The 14,096-nt window shown below is 76.6% G+C and carries 10 protein-coding genes; all 10 read right to left on the bottom strand.

What is annotated here, in order from left to right:
* Window positions 1-71: 71 nt before the first annotated feature.
* The 10 genes from LDL48_RS44780 to LDL48_RS34710 are packed head-to-tail and all read right to left on the bottom strand — an operon-like array spanning window position 72 to window position 14,007.
* Window positions 72-2,180, bottom strand: a complete 2,109-nt coding sequence (locus tag LDL48_RS44780; RefSeq protein WP_225259367.1) for a transglutaminaseTgpA domain-containing protein — start codon at window positions 2,178-2,180, stop codon at window positions 72-74.
* Window positions 2,177-3,289: a DUF58 domain-containing protein gene (locus LDL48_RS34670; protein WP_225259368.1), complete on the bottom strand. Its 1,113-nt coding sequence runs from the start codon at window positions 3,287-3,289 to the stop codon at window positions 2,177-2,179. The genes LDL48_RS44780 and LDL48_RS34670 overlap by 4 nt, the downstream gene beginning before the upstream one ends.
* 2 nt (window positions 3,290-3,291) lie before the next feature.
* Window positions 3,292-4,239, bottom strand: coding sequence for an AAA family ATPase (locus tag LDL48_RS34675; protein WP_225259369.1), 948 nt, complete (start codon window positions 4,237-4,239; stop codon window positions 3,292-3,294).
* The gene (locus tag LDL48_RS44785; protein WP_225259370.1) at window positions 4,236-6,227 is read right to left on the bottom strand and encodes a fibronectin type III domain-containing protein; all 1,992 of its coding nucleotides are present in this window, start codon (window positions 6,225-6,227) and stop codon (window positions 4,236-4,238) included. Before LDL48_RS44785 ends, LDL48_RS34675 begins: the two co-directional genes overlap by 4 nt.
* Window positions 6,228-6,279: 52 nt before the next feature.
* The gene (locus LDL48_RS34685; protein ID WP_225259371.1) at window positions 6,280-7,530 is read right to left on the bottom strand and encodes a sensor histidine kinase; all 1,251 of its coding nucleotides are present in this window, start codon (window positions 7,528-7,530) and stop codon (window positions 6,280-6,282) included.
* A 46-nt stretch (window positions 7,531-7,576) separates the two neighbouring features.
* Window positions 7,577-8,032, bottom strand: a complete 456-nt coding sequence (locus LDL48_RS34690; protein ID WP_225259372.1) for a hypothetical protein — start codon at window positions 8,030-8,032, stop codon at window positions 7,577-7,579.
* Window positions 8,029-8,445 carry a DUF805 domain-containing protein gene (locus LDL48_RS34695; RefSeq protein ID WP_225259373.1) on the bottom strand — a complete coding sequence of 139 codons (417 nt, stop codon included), beginning with the start codon at window positions 8,443-8,445 and terminating at the stop codon, window positions 8,029-8,031. The genes LDL48_RS34690 and LDL48_RS34695 overlap by 4 nt, the downstream gene beginning before the upstream one ends.
* Window positions 8,445-8,825: an Imm1 family immunity protein gene (locus LDL48_RS34700; protein ID WP_225259374.1), complete on the bottom strand. Its 381-nt coding sequence runs from the start codon at window positions 8,823-8,825 to the stop codon at window positions 8,445-8,447. Before LDL48_RS34700 ends, LDL48_RS34695 begins: the two co-directional genes overlap by 1 nt.
* On the bottom strand, window positions 8,825-12,958 hold the full coding sequence (locus LDL48_RS44310) for a polymorphic toxin-type HINT domain-containing protein (protein ID WP_272493123.1): 4,134 nt from the start codon (window positions 12,956-12,958) through the stop codon (window positions 8,825-8,827). Before LDL48_RS44310 ends, LDL48_RS34700 begins: the two co-directional genes overlap by 1 nt.
* Window positions 12,955-14,007 carry a hypothetical protein gene (locus LDL48_RS34710; protein WP_225259375.1) on the bottom strand — a complete coding sequence of 351 codons (1,053 nt, stop codon included), beginning with the start codon at window positions 14,005-14,007 and terminating at the stop codon, window positions 12,955-12,957. The genes LDL48_RS44310 and LDL48_RS34710 overlap by 4 nt, the downstream gene beginning before the upstream one ends.
* Window positions 14,008-14,096: the final 89 nt, after the last annotated feature.

Genomic DNA, 14,096 nt, shown 5'->3' on the forward strand with positions numbered 1-14,096 from the left:
CGCCGGGAGCCTCGCCCACCTCGGGCCGGGCTCCCGGCGCCGTACTCCGGTCAGATCCCGGCGGCCGGCGGTCAGCGCGGCGGACCGAGACCCCGGACGCCGAGCACCGCCCGCAACCGCGGCCACACCCCCCGCCGCGCCAGCCCGCGCCGCACCGCGCGCACCGCCGCCCACGCCTCCCCCACCTGACGTTCGTCGGCGGACTTCCCGCTCCACAACGTCCGGTCCAGCGCCACCCCGAGCCGCCGGATCTCCACGGCCACCCCCGGATCGGTCAGCCCCGCGGCCAGATCGCGCGGGGTCATCGCGGGCGGAGCCGCCACCCCGTACGCCCGCAGTCGGTCCCGCGCCTCCTCCCACGCGCCCACCACCGCACCGGCACCCGCCCGGCGGCGCCGGCGCCAGGACCGCACCGTCCACGCCGCCGGGATCACCACCGGCCAGCACACCAGCGCCAGGACCGGCACGATCAGCAGCGCCGACCAGGGCACCGGCGCGCCGCCCCGCCGGACGGCCGGGGCCGGTACCTCGGGCAGCGGGGCGGGCAGCGGCGGGTCGCGCAGGTCCTCCGGGGCGGGCAGTTCGGCACGGGCCCGGTCGGTCGTGGCGGCCAGGCTCTCGCCGGTGGGTGCCGACACCGCCGCGCCCGCCGGATCGAGCGCCACCCAGCCGACCCCCTCGACGGCCACCTCCGGCCAGGCCAGCGCGTCGCCGTTGCGGACCGTGTACCAACCGTCCGGACCGGGAGACTCGGGGGTGCGGAAGCCGACCGCCATCCGGGCCGGGATGCCGTGGATCCGGGCCAGGGCGACGTACGCGGCCGCGAACTGTTCGCTGGTTCCGCGCCGGGTCCGCTGCAGGAACCTGACGAGCTGCGGCCAGGCGTGCCCGGTGGGCAGATCGTCGCCGACCGCCAGCCGGTAGTTGCGGCGGAAGTGGCTCTCCAGCACCAGCGCGGTCCGGAAGGACGGCCGGATCCCGCCGGTGGCCCGCGCGGCCAGGTCCGTCATGTCGGGCGGGGCGATGCCGACCCCGCCCAGACCGCCCAGGGCGGTCGAGTCGACGGCCGCGTCGGCGAGTGCGCCGGGGTCGGCCCGCGGTTCCCACCAGTCCAGGTCGTAGCGGACGGGTCCGTCGTCCCCGGACCGGATCAGCGTGCCGTGGCGCTCCGCCACCAGCGGCGCGACGCCGCCGACCGCGGCCGGCCAGGTCTGGCTGGGCAACCACGGCCCGCCGACGTCGGTGACCTCGACCGTGGCCGTGCGGCGTTCCGCCGGCACGGTCACCTCGGGCCCGGGCGGCAGTTCCGCGCCGAGCCGCCGGTAGGTCCCCGGCGGCCGCCAGTTGACGCCGTCGAACTCGTCCAGCACGACCAGCGGCCAGCGGTCCGGCGGCGCGACGCCACGGAACCGGAACACCGGCGTGCCGGGGTCGGTGAGCCGGCGGGCGAGGTCGTCCAGCGGGCTGGTCACCTGCAGCGCGACGAGCGGCGCGGCCTGGCCGTGGCGGAGCGCGTACCGCGGCGGCCCGGCCGGCAGCAGCAGTCCGGCCAGGACCGCCATCGCCACCGCCCCGAACGCGGGTGCGGCGAACCGTAGCGGTGGCGACGACCCGCCGGCCCGGACCGCGGACAGCAGGGCGCCGGCCACGGCCGTGTAGAGCAGGGCGGCGACCACCGCGGGCCCGGCCGGCGCGGCCGCGTAGAGCTGGGTGAAGAGCACCAGCGCCAGACTGGGTACGAGCGCGGGCAGCGGCCCGCTCAGGTGATGCAGCAACTCCACGCCGAGGACGGCGGCCGCGACCACCAGCAGCGGGACGAACAGCAGCAGCGCCGGATCCGGGCGGGCCGGCCAGGTGGACTGCAGGGCCAGGCGCCAGGACTCGGTGACGCCGGCCGCGATCGCCCGCCCGGTCGCGGCGGTGGGCAGGCCGGCCATCGTGGTCGGCCACGCCACCGTCTCGGCCACGACCAGCAGTCCGGCGCCGGCGGTCAGCAGCGGACGCCACGCCGCCGGCCCGGACCCGGGACGGCAGAGCAGCGCCACCAACAGGACACCCGCCGCCGGCCCGGCGACCGGCAGGAGCAACGCGGGTACGCCGAACACCGGCGCGAACAGCATCCCGGCGACGACGGCGGCGAGCACCACGCACACGGTCGCCGGAATCGGCCGGCGGTTCACCGGTTCGCCTCGTTCCACCGGCGTACCGCCTGCTCCGCGTCCGCCGCGCGGATCACCCGCCGGGTCGCCTCGCCCGGGTCGGGTGCCGGACCGGTCGCCGGGCCGAGCAGGATCAGCACCGCCCCGGGAAGGCCCGCTCGCGGCCCGGCGGTGATCACCACGAGGTCTCCGCCGGCGCGGCGGGCCTGGGCCGGCACCAGGGCGGTGTCCGCGGTGGCCCGGTCCTGCCGGAGTTCGGACAGCGCGTCCAGCATCGGGCGGATCGCGTACGGGCCGTCCACCGCCGACTCCCGGCCGGCGGAGGTGATCAGCCGGGCCGGATGCCCGGCCCGGGCCGACGCGCTCAGCAGCGACGCGGCCACGTCGACCGCCTCGTCGAAGTCGGCGGCGGTGAGGATCCCGTCCCGGGTGTCGAGCAGCACGGTGAGCCGGCTCCGCCGGGGGTCGGACAGGTCCCGGACCATCAGCCGGCCGGTCCGCGCGGTCGCCTTCCAGTGCAGGTGGCGCACCTCGTCGCCGGGCACGTACTCGCGGACGTCGCGCAGGTCCGCGGAGCCGCGGCGGGACTCGTCGACGGTGCCCTCCTCGTGCACCACCCGCCGCCGGCCGCTCGCCGGGGGCTGCGCCGGCCACTGTCGCGGGTGCACCCGGACGGTGGCCCGGTCCCCGGCCGTCACCCGGCTGCGGGCCAGTCCGAACGGGTCCGCCCGCTCGACCACCAGCGGGCCCACGGTGAGCCGGCCGCGGCTGCCGGTGGGCAGGTGGTAGTCGCGGGTCGCCTCCTCGTCCGGCGCGAGGTCGCCCAGCGGGAGTACCCGGGCGTCCCGGCCGAGGGCGTCGGTGGCCAGCAGCCCGACGAGCCGGCGGGCTCCGGTGTTGCGGACCCGCAGGCGCGCGGTGGCCGGACGGCCCCGTTCCACCAGCTCCGGGTGGATCGACCGGCCGGCCTGGACGGTGGGCGGGCGGGACGTGGTCAGCAGCGCGGCCAGGACGACGCCGAGGAACGCCGCGCCCAGCGCCACCGGCAACGGGTAACGCCCCCACCAGCCGGACACCACCAGCAGCGCCGCGACGGCGAGCACGGCGATCCCGCGCCGGGTCAGTCGCACGGTCAGTGGCCGGCGCCCGTCAGCGGCGTGGCGGTGGCGGTGAGCACGTCCGCGACCACGTCCGCGGGCTCCCGGAGGGCCAGCTCCGCCTCGGCGGTGAGCACCAGCCGATGCGCCAGTACCGGCACCGCGACGTCCTTGATGTCGTCGGGGGTGACGAACGCGCGCCCGTCGATGACCGCCCGTGCCTGCCCGGCCCGGATCAGCGCGATGCTGCCCCGCACGCTGGCGCCGTAGCGCAGCGACGGGTGGGTCCGGGTGGCCGCGGTCAGGCGTACCGCGTATTCGGCCACCGCGTCGTCCACGTGCAGCGACCGTACCTCGGCGATGGCCGCCCGCAGGGCGACGGTGTCGACCACCGGACGCAGGTCGTCCGGGCTTTCCCCGGCCCGGTCCCCGAGGACCACCCGGACCTCGGACTCCAGATCGGGGTAGCCCACCGAGAGTCGCATCAGGAACCGGTCCAGCTGGGCCTCGGGCAGGCGGTACGTGCCCTCCAGCTCGACCGGGTTCTGGGTGGCGATGACCAGGAACGGCCGCGGCACCTCGTGGGTCTCCGCGTCCACCGTCACCCGGCGCTCGCTCATCACCTCGAGCAGCGCGGACTGGGTCTTGGGCGTACCCCGGTTGATCTCGTCGGCGACCACCACGTTGGCGAAGACGCCGCCGGGGTGGAACTCGAACCGTTCGTCCTTCTGCCGGTAGATGGTGACGCCGGTGATGTCGCCGGGCAGCAGGTCGGGGGTGAACTGGATCCGGCGCCAGGACCCGCCGATGCTGCGGGCCAGGCACCGGGCCAGCGACGTCTTGCCGAGCCCGGGCACGTCCTCGATCAGCAGGTGCCCCTCGGCGAGCAGCCCGGCCACCGCCTGCCGGACCAGTTCCGGCTTGCCGCGGATGATCCGCTGCACGTTGTCGATGAGCCGGGTGGCGATGCGGGTGGCGGTCATGACGGTTCCCCGCTGGGCCAGGGGTAATGGTTGGATTCCATGCCGTCCACGACGACCCAGATTTCCTGGTCATTGGTGTCGATCGGGAACCGGTCGTCGACGGTCAGGTTGCCCTCGTTGTCGGTGGTGAGATTGGCGCCGGGGTTCCACGTGCCGCCCCATCGGGACCCCCACGGATCGATGTCGTACGCCGTGTTCGGCTCGAAACCGCGCATCTCGATCAGGATGAACGCGCACCCCGGCGGCAAACAGTCGGGCTCGTGGGTGGTGGTGGCGCCGCGGGACACGGTGATGCTGCGGGGTGGCAGCACGGTCGCGTCGATGGTGGCCGCCACGCCGCGGCCGACCGCGTTCTCCGCGCTCACGGTGATCCGGTAGGTGGCGCCCCGGGTGAGGCCGGTGAGCGTCATGGTGCGGGCGTCGCCGGGCTGGACCGCGCTGCCGCCCGGGTTTCCGGCCGACTCCCAGGCCACGTGGTACGCGCTGATGGCGGCGCCGTTCGACCCGGCGGCGCCCCAGGTCAGCACGAGCGTGTCGGCACGGCGGGTGGCGGTCAGCCGGGCCGGCATGGTCGGCCGGGTGGCCGGCAACGCATCCTGTCCGGGACCCGGGTCGCCGCCCTCCCCTGGTGGTGCGCCGGTGGGCGCGGTGTTCGGCGCGGTGGTGGGGCCGGACGACTCGGGCGCGGATCCGGACGGCGGCCTCGACGACCGGGTCGGATCCGAGGTCGGCGGGCGACCGGTGGGCGAGGTCGCGGTTGGTCCGGTGGTGTCCGGTGCGTCGGGCGAGCCGGGTGCGGTCGACGGGTCCGTCGCACCGGGCGTGCCGGGCGCGTCCGGTGCGCCCGTGGCACCGGGTGAGCCGCCCGGCCCGGGCGCTCCGGCGCCGGCCAGTGTCACCGTGGCGGACCGGCCGGCGTCGTCGACCACCATCACGTGCCGGCCGAGGTCGCCCTCGACGTAGATACGGCCGTCCTGGCCCCGGTTGAGCCGCGGGCGGCCGATGCCGGCCGGCATCGGGGCCACCTGCTGGACGCGGCCGGCGCTGTCGAAGGTGTGCAGTTGCCCGCGCCCGACCTCCAGCAGCGCCACCGAGGACCGCCCGGCCGCCGGCGCCGCGTACCGCCCGGCGGGCAACCGCACCCCGAGCGGCGCGGCGGCCGCCCGGTCCGTGCCCAGGCCGGAGCCGTCCAGCAGGTGCAGGCGGCGCGTGCCCGGGTCGAGGACGGCGATCCGGCCGTCGAGGTCGGAGACGGCGGCCTGGGCGGTGGCCGGGAGGTCCACCCCGACGCTCCGCGGCCGGCCCAGCCGGGCCGAACCGTCCAGCGGGGTCAGCGTGTCCGCCACGGTGTCCAGGAACGCGACCGTGTCGCCCACCACGGTCAGGGCGCCGGCGTGCCCGTCCGGCGTCCGGGCCGAACAGGACACCTGGTCGGCGTCGGGGGCGAGGTGGCAGAGCAGCCCGGCGTCCGTGCGGTGCAGCCACAACGTGCCGTCCGGGGCGGCCGCGGGCGGGCCCAGCGGACCGCCGGCCCGGATGGTGGCCGGCTCGCCACCCAGCCGGACCACGGCGCCGGCCTCGCGGTAGACCAGGTACGGGCCGCCGCGCGCCTCGACCGCCACCGGGCGTTCATCGGCCGGCGGGCGCAGCGTCTGCTCGACGGCGAGGCTGGACTTGTCGAACCGGCGGACGCTCTTGCGGCCCACCACGTACCCGCTGATCTCGCCCTCCACCACCTCGCTGTCCGGCTCCAGGCCGGTCACCCGGACCCGGGCGTCGACCGTGCGGGTGGTGTCGTTGACGTGCACCACGGAGTCCGTGCCGGGGCTGGTGAACCAGTGCCCGATCTGGTTGAAGCGGAGCCCGGTGAAGTCGGTGCCGGCACCGGAGACGGCGGCGGTCGCGGCCACCAGGCACACCGCGAGGAGCACCACCAGCGGCAGCCGACCGCGGTGCTGCGCGCGCATCGTCCGGGTCCACGTCACCACCCGGCGAGCATAGAAGACGGTGTACATGATCGGTCCACTGCCGATACAACGGTCAGGCATCACCGCTCGGCAGCACCAGTTCGAAGATGGCGCCGCCCTCCTCGGCGTTGTAGACCCGCAGCGTGCCGCCGTGCGCCTGGGCCACCCAGCGCACGATGGACAGGCCGAGGCCGCTCGACCCGCCGGTGCTGCTGAACCGGTCGAACGTGGAGCGGGCCAGCTCGGGGTCGATGCCCGGGCCGTGGTCCGCCACGATGATCCGGCCGCCCGCCACGGTGATGTGCACGACCGCCGCCTGACCGGGCACCCGGCCGTGCCGGACCGCGTTGTCCAGCAGGTTGGCGATGGCCCGCTGCAGCAGGGCCGGGTCGGCCTCCACCTTGGTCGGCGCGGTGGCGAGCGTGATCTGCGCGCCGTCCGCGGGCGTCTCGTCGACCACCGTGGTGACCAGCTGGTCCAGCCAGACCGGCTCGACGGCCAGCGGATCGACGCCGGCGGCCAGCCGGGCCCGGATCAGCACGCCGTCGATGATGGTGCCCATCCGCTGCGCCAGGTCCACGGTGCGCGGCAGCAGTTCGGTGCGGCGGTCCGGGTTGAGCAGGGCCGCCTCGGCCAGCGCCCGTAACGCCGCGACCGGTGTCCGCAGGTCGTGCGCGGCGTCCGCGAGCAGCGCCTCCTGCTGCTCCAGGACGCCCACCACCGGGCGTACCGCGCGGGCCGCCAGCAGGTGGCTGGTGGCGCCGACCGCGGCCAGCAGCAGCACGCAGCCGCCCACCAGCAGCAGCACGAACCGGCGGTGGGCGGCCCGGGCCGGACCGGCGTCGGCCAGCGCCACCACGGCGCCGACGAACTGCCCGTTCGACTTGCGGAACGGTTCCACGCCGATCCGTACCGGCCGCCCGTCGGTGCCGGTGAGGTTCGCGTTGAGCAGCCGCCCGGTGGCCACCGCGTCGGCGGCCCACCCGGCCAGCACGGCCCGGTCCACCGCCGCGCAGTCCAACTCGCTGACGTAGCCGGTGAACCGCTCGGTGGCCCCGGGCAGGATGGCGAACTCGGGGCAGCCCCGGCTCAGCTCGTCCTCCGCCACGTCCACCGTGTTCACCGTGCCGTCGTACCCGACCAGCCGCACCACGCTCGCGGTGACCCGGCGCAGGTTGCCGTCCAACTCGGCCTCCCGCTCGGCGGTGTCCGCGCGGATCAGCAGCGTGCCGAGGACCAGCAGGCCGATGGTGGCGGCCCCGCACGACCACACGGTGATCCGCCGCGGCAGCCGGCGCAGGTGGCCCAGCGCCGAGCCGGTCACGAGGCCGCGGGATCGATGGTCATCCGCTGGAGCGTAGGCCCTCCGGTCACGTCGGCGACAGCCGGAGCACGGCCTTGCCGTCGGCCACGGACAGCACCTCGATGCGCAGCCGGTTCAGCGTGAGCCGGGTGCCGGTCGTCCCGCCGGCCTGCATCATGCCGTCCTCGGCCACCACCCGGACCCGATCCGGTCCGGTGATCGAGACGGTCAGCCCGGCCAGCCCGACGTTCTTCCGCAGCGGGATCACGGTGCGGCGGCTCACCTGGATCTCGCAGGTGCCGTCGTAGCACGGCTTGACGTCGGTGCCGGCCGACACCGGCGGCCGCACGCTCGGTGTGGCCGGGGGCGGGGCGCTCGGTGCGGTCGGCGGCGCGGCGGACGGCGCGGTCGCCGGGCCGGACGGGACCGCGAGCGGGCGGGTGTCCGGCTCGCCGGCGGCGCAGCCGGCCGCCGCGCCGAGCAGCACGGCGGCGCCGAGCAGCGCCCGCACCGGCCGGTTCACGGTTTCGCCCAGTCCGGTTCGGTGGACCACGGGTCCGGTCCGGACGGCCGTTCCACCGCGTCCCGGGGATCCGGCCCGTGCCGGTTCGGCCCGCGCTCCCCGGGCAGCAGGAGCAGCACCAGCAGCGCGATGCCGCCGAACGGGATGAACACGATGAGCTGCAGCCAGCCGGACTGCCCGGTGTCGTGCAGCCGCCGGGCGGCCAGCGCCACGCCCGGCACGATGGTGCCGAGGTAGTAGAGCGAGAACAGGGCGGAGAGCGCCTCCTGCCACACGGCCAGGCCGAGCAGGCCGGCCAGCACCAGCAGGTGGATCAGCACGAACATCCAGTACTCGCTGCGGCCGGCGCGGCCACGGAAGTCGACGTACCGCCGGAAGGCGGACAGGTAGGGTCCCAGCACACCGCTCGTCATCACACCTCCCAGGAGAGGTCGTCGGGAAAGGCCGAGTCGCGGAGGTACGCGGTGAGCGCCCGCTCCACATCGGCCCGGCGGAGCAGCCACCGCATCGGCGTCGGCGTGGGCTGGCCGCCCAGCGTCGGCACGATCTCACCGCTCGCCTCCGGGTCGCCCACCAGTTGCTGGAAGTCGCCCTCGTGGTGCCGGGTCAGCAGCCAACCGGCCGCGGTGACGGCCACGATGACCTCGGCCTCCTCCGTCTCGGCGTCGAGTCCGAACGAGAGGGTGGTCTCCTCCCGGCCCGCCCACTCGTCCAGCAGCCACCCGACATCGTCCGGACCGGCGACCGTCCGCTCCACGCGGTCGTGACCGGATGACTCCACCAGCACGCGCATCAGACGCTCTCCCGCAGGGTCCGGTATCCGCCGCCGCGGACGTACTGCCCGAGGTATCCGTTCGGGCCGACCACCGTCAGCGTGTCCAGGTTCAGATCCTTGGCATAGCCGGCCAGGCTGGAGCGACAGTAGCGGCAGGGTACGAGGCCGTCCACGTACAACGTCGCGTTTCCGCCGGCCGCCTGCGCCCGGGCCGCCTGCCCGAAGGCGTCGCCCTCGGCGTGCGTCATGGACTGTGGCGTCACCCCGGCCGGGCGCGGGTTGACCTGGCCGTGCCCGCTGATCCCGTAGAACTGCTGTCCGCCGACGTCGAGCCGGGACAGCACCACACTGTCCCCGGGCGGGGCGCCCAGTCCCTGGCGCATCCGGGCCAGGTCGTCCAGCCCGCCGCAGTTGTGCACGAGCACCGCGGTGGTACCCGCCGACACGTAATAGGTGTGCAGGTCCGCGACGGTCAGGTTGTGCACCGTGGCGGCGGCCCGGTACGTCCGGGTGGAGACGACCTGCACGGTCCGCCCGGCGTCGGTGCGCAGCCGGGTCCGGGGCGCCAGCCGGTCGGCGTCGACCCAGGCGGCCCGGTCCGGGGCCCAGAACGGATGCCGGGCGGTGGCGGTCAGCACCTCGGTGCGGTCGCCGAGCGGGCCGTCGACGTCCACCACGACGTCCACGAGCGTCTTGTCGCCGGTGCCGGTGATCAGCCGGGTGACCGGCCGGGCCGCGGTGACCCCGGTGCCGGGATCGGTCGCCACCACCAGCTCGCCGAGGCGCACGTCCTCGATCGGCCGCCGGGTGCCGTCGGCCAGCAGCACGGGCGTACCCGGTACGAAGCTGTTCGCCAGGTTGCAGGTCGGGGCGAGGTCGGCCCGGGCGAGCAGCTCGTCCATCCGGCGACGCGCCGCGGCGGAGTCGTCCAGGAACTTGAACAGCTTGGGCACCAGCGCGAACAGTTCCGGGGCCGCCTTGAGGGCCTTGCCGAACGGCAGCAGACCCACGATGGTCCACAGGCAGGCCTCGATGTTTCCCTCGCCGATGCACCGTTGCAGATCGGCGATTCCGGTGAGCTCGAGGAACAGCTCCGGGGCGGTCTCCCGCAGGAAGTCGAGTACGCCCTTGTTCGCCAGGGCCTGCGCGTCCCGCAGTTCCTGCTGTTCGGCCGGACTGAGTGCAGCCAACGTGTCGGCCGACGGCGGGGGCGCGTTGCCGGCGGCGGCCAGTTCGGTGAGCCGCTTGCGGTCGGCCTCCTCCGCGCGCTGGGCGGCGGCCTGTGCCTCCACCGCGTGCTGCAGCGCCTGGGTGGCGGCCGCGGCGGCGCTGTCGGCGTACTCCTGGGCCTTGGTCGCGGCGCGCTGCGCGGTGGCCGCGTCCGCCTCGGCCGCGGTGGCCGCGGTCCGGGCGGCCTCGGCCTCGCCGGCCGCGGCCCGAGCGGCGCCGGCCGCCCGGTCGGCGTCCTGACGCGCCGCGGCGGCGCTGCGCCCGGCGATGTTCGCGTCCCGGGCGGCCTCGTTCGCCGCCGCCCGCGCGCCGCGTGCGTCCTCCCGGGCCTGGGCGTCCGCCCGGCCGGCGCTGGCCGCCGCGGTCCGGGCGGCGGCACCGTCGGCCGCCGCCTCCGCGGCGGCGCGCTTCGCCTCGGCCGCCGAGGTGGCCGCGTCGGCGGCCGACCGGGCCGCCGCGGCCGCCGCGTCGAAGGCCGGCTTCACCTGGGCGTTGGCGTTCCGTGCGGCCTCCGCGGCGAGCCGGGCCGCTTCCACCGCCTCGGTCGCCCGGGCGGCCGCCGCCGCGGCCTGCTCGGCGCCGATGGTCCGGGCCTGCTCGACCACCTGGGCGACGAAGTCGGCGTCGATGTCCGCGCCGGTGAACGCGGTGACCATCCCGATCGCCGCGTTGTGCGGCTCCGCGATGCCCGCCGACGAGGCGCGCGCGGCGGACGCGGCGGTCACCGCGATCTCGGCCTGCGCGGCCGCGGCGACGGCCTCGGTGGTGGCCGCCTCCGCCTCCGACTGGGTCCGTTGCGCGGCCCACAGTGCCTGCACCGACTCGTTCGCCGCCTGCTCGGCCAGGCGCACCGCGGCGTTCGCCGCCTCGGCGGCCCGGGCCTCCTGTGCGGTGGCCTCCGCGGCCCGCGCGTCGGCCTCCAGCCGGGCCTGGTGCGCGACCTTCGCCTCGGCCTCCGCGCGATCCGCGGCGGCGTCGGCCCGGGCGGCTGCCGCCTGGGCCTGGCGGGCGGCGGCCTCGGCCCGGCTCGCCGACCGGTGCGCCTCGGTGGCCGCGGATCCGGCGTTCGCCGCCGCGCCGGTGGCGGCGTGCGCCGAGGCCCGGGCGTTGCGGGCCGCGGTGCCGGCGGAGGTCGCGGCCCGCCCGGCCGTGTCCGCCTGGCGTTGCGCCTCCTCCTTGTCGGCGCCGCTCGCCATGGCCGCCGCCATCGCGGCCCGGGCCTGCGCCTCGGCGACCCGGGCCTGGTGCTCCCGCTCCGCCTTGAGCGCGGCGTCCCGGGCCAGTTCGGCGCGGTTCTCCTGCTCCCAGGCCCGGTCGTCGGCGGCCGAGGCGGCGCTTTCCGCCTGCTGGGCGCGCCGCCGTGCGTCCGCCGCCACCTGCGCCTGCGCGTCCGCGTTCCGGCGCGCGTTCGCCGCGGCCGCGGCCTGCCGTTCGGCGGTGGCGCGGTGGGTGGCCGTGTCGGCCCGTTCCTTCTCCGCGGTCTGCCGGGCGGCCCGGGCGGTCGCCGCCTCCGCCTCGGCGGTGCGCCGGTGCTGCCGGGTCCGTTCCGCGGCGGCCCAGGCCCGCGCCTCGGCGGCCTGGGCGGCCTCGCGGGCCTGCTTCGCCCGCGCCGCCGCCGTCTTGGCCGCGTTCGCCTGTGCCCGCGCCGCATCGGCAAGCCTGGCCGCAGCGGCGGCGTGTTGTTCGGCGTGCGCCCGCCACTGCACGGCCTGCCGCTCGTGCGCCTCGGCCCTGGCCTGCGCGGTCTGCGCGTTGTTCGTGGCGATGGTGGCGTCGACCGCGTGCGCCGCCGTGGTCGCGGCACCGACCGCCGCGGTGGCGGCCTGGTGCATGCCCTGCACGATCAGCGACCATTCGGCGCCGTAGGTGAGTCCGGTGTCGACCAGCGTGTCGGCCGCCGCCACCGCGGCGGTGGCGGCGCTGCGCGCCCGCTCGGCGGCCTGCTGCGCGGCGGCGAGCTGGGCGGTCGTCTCGCCCTTCGCGACGTTCAGCCGGGTGGCCTTGGTGGCGGTGGGTTCGCCGCCGGCCAGGATGCGCTCGGCGGACCGGGCCGCGTTGGCGGCACCGGCCATCGCGTTCGCGGACCGTTGCAGTTCCCGGACCGCGTTGCCGTGCGCCCGGAGCAGGTGCCCGCGGGCCTCCGCCGCCCGCGCCGCCCGCTGGGCCAGGTCGGACAGTTCCTCGGCGGCCTTGTTGCGTGCCTCCAGGTCCTGCAGGTACCGCTCGCGTTCGGCCGCGTCGGCGTTCGCCGCGGTCAGGTAGCCGCCGTTCCAGAACGCCTCGACCGCGGCGTCGTCGCCGGCCACGGCGGCCTCCGCGGCCCGCTTCAGGTGCGACTCGGCCGGGGCCGAGGCGGCCAGCTGGGCGGCCCGTTCCCGGCGGAGGGTACGGCGCTCCCGTTCCGACTTGGCGGCCTGCTCGTCGCGGTCCCGGGCGATGTCCGCGCCGTACGCCAGGAACGCGGCCCGGTCCTGGTCGGTGCCGCGCAGCACCCGGGTGACCTCGGCGTTGAAGTAGCCGTTCGGCACGCCGGTGCCGGCCATCGGCCGGATGGTCGCCAGGTTCCGCCGGGCGGTCTCCTCGTGGCGCTGCTCCGCCTCCGCCACCAGCCGGGGATGGGTCTCCTCCAGGAAGTGCGGGATCGCGTTGTCGTCGTCGGCGGCCAGAGCGGCGGCCGCGGCCTCCCGGACCTCCGCCTCCTCGTGCAGCTCGGCGATGTTCACGACCAACCCGCGCAGCCGCGGGTCGGCCGGGAAGTCGACCCCGGTGCGGCCGTCCCACTGCTCGGTGACCAGTGGCGGGATGGGCAGCGGCGTGTCCTGGCGCACCGCCGCCGGGCGGGGTGCGGCGGCGGCCGGAGTGGCGTGCAGGCCACCGGCGAACAGCAGCGCGGCCAGCACGGCCGCGGCGTGGCGCCTCATCGGGCACCGCCGGACATGGCCAGTTCGCCGGCGAGCGCCTCGGCGTACAGGTTCTCCCAGTACGCGGCCTGTTCCGCGGCGTTCTGCCGCTCGGCCGCCCAGGTCTCCGCGGTGGTTCCGGCGGCACCGGCGATGGCCTCCCAGTTGATGCCGGTGGCACTCCCGGCCGCCTGCGCGACCTGCCGCCAGTTCGCGGCCTGCGCCTCGGCGTGCTGCTCGGCCCGCGCCCAGGCGACCCGGGCCGGCCCGGTGTGCGCGCCGGCCGTGGCCCAGGCGCGGGCCGCCGCGGCACGGGCCTGCTCGGCGGCCTCCCCGGCGGTGTCGCGGGCGGCCTGCTCGGCGGCCCGGGCATCGGCGACCAGGCGGACGGCCTGGGCGCGGCGGCGGACGTCCGCGTCGGCGCAGTTGATCCGGAACGCCTCCAGGTCCAGCGCGGAGGCGTTCACCCAGTCGTGCGCGAAGAAGTCCACCAGGTCGGCGTCGGTGGCGGCCGGGCGTGACGCGAACGTCGCCGCCGCGCGTACCTGTTCGCCGGGATCGTGGTCGCGCAGCAGGGCGACGAAGTCCCGGTCGGCCTGGGCCAGCGCCGCGGCCTGGGCCCCGGCGGCCTCGCGGGCCTGCCGGTCGCGTTCCTTGGCCTCGGCGTATCCGGTGCGGGCGAAGTACTCCTGCTGCGCCGCGGTGCCGTAGTAGGCCGCCTCGGCCGCCGCGTGCACCTCGGGCGCGAACTCCGCGGTGTGGGTCTCCAGGACGCGGCGGGCGAAGTCGGCGTTACGCACCTTGGCCTGGGCGGCCCGGCGTACCGCGTAGTCGAAGTCGGAGGCGAAGAACCGGGCTATCGCGGCGTCCACATTGCTGCTGATCAGGGCGGCCCAGGCGGTCGCCTTGACGGTGGACCGCGGGTCGGCCCGGGCCAGCAGGCGCACGTACGCCCGGTCGGCGGCGCTCGCGGTCGAGGCGGTCGCCGGTGTCGGCGGCAGCGCGCAGATCGAGACGGCGGCCATGGCCACGGTCACCAACGACGCCCGGATTCGTGCAGTCGCAAACATGGAGATTCCCCACCCGAGACGGAATGTCGGAGCGGAGCTAAACACCTTTCCGGCACCCCGGCGGGCGGATGGCCGGAAGCGGACTTTCG

Source organism: Jidongwangia harbinensis (assembly GCF_020216025.1).
Taxonomy (GTDB): domain Bacteria; phylum Actinomycetota; class Actinomycetes; order Mycobacteriales; family Micromonosporaceae; genus Actinoplanes; species Actinoplanes harbinensis.